The organism is Fulvivirga kasyanovii (assembly GCF_009711405.1).
GTDB classification, from domain to species: domain Bacteria; phylum Bacteroidota; class Bacteroidia; order Cytophagales; family Cyclobacteriaceae; genus Fulvivirga; species Fulvivirga kasyanovii.
The window spans coordinates 1-429 of the sequence record NZ_SMLW01000063.1; the positions used below are offsets into that span (position 1 = coordinate 1).

Below are 429 nucleotides of genomic sequence, written 5' to 3' on the forward strand. Positions count from 1 at the left end.
GACATTTAATGATTTTTTAACACTCTTTACTGAGTGGCATTTGGGAGATAGAATTAGTAATGTAAAAAAATCAAGAAGGCAGATTGAAGATGGTTATGTGATAACCTGGCTAGACTCTGCTCATGCTCATTACATTAAAGAGGTACAGGAAAACTCGGATGATGTGTGGCCAAATATTTATCGTGCCTATTCGAAATTTAGTTTGAGTGATACCGTACAATTGTTAGGCTACGAAATAGACTCTGCTATGCCGCAGGATTTTGTATTTACCATTGTAAGCAAAGAAGGAAAACACTTAGATGATTTGACTATAGAATCATCAGGTTTTATTCCCTCCGGTTACGATATATTGCTAGATGTGGATACGGCATTAGTTGTAGATGACAAAAAAAATGGTATTCAAAATAAATATAAAATTAGAAATAATCG

General features: G+C 34.0%; 1 protein-coding gene. It reads left to right on the plus strand.

What is annotated here, in order from left to right; all coding sequences use genetic code 11:
• Nucleotides 1-429, plus strand: a 429-nt coding sequence (locus tag E1163_RS30060) for a hypothetical protein (protein WP_185155861.1), incomplete at both ends; no start/stop codon positions are given.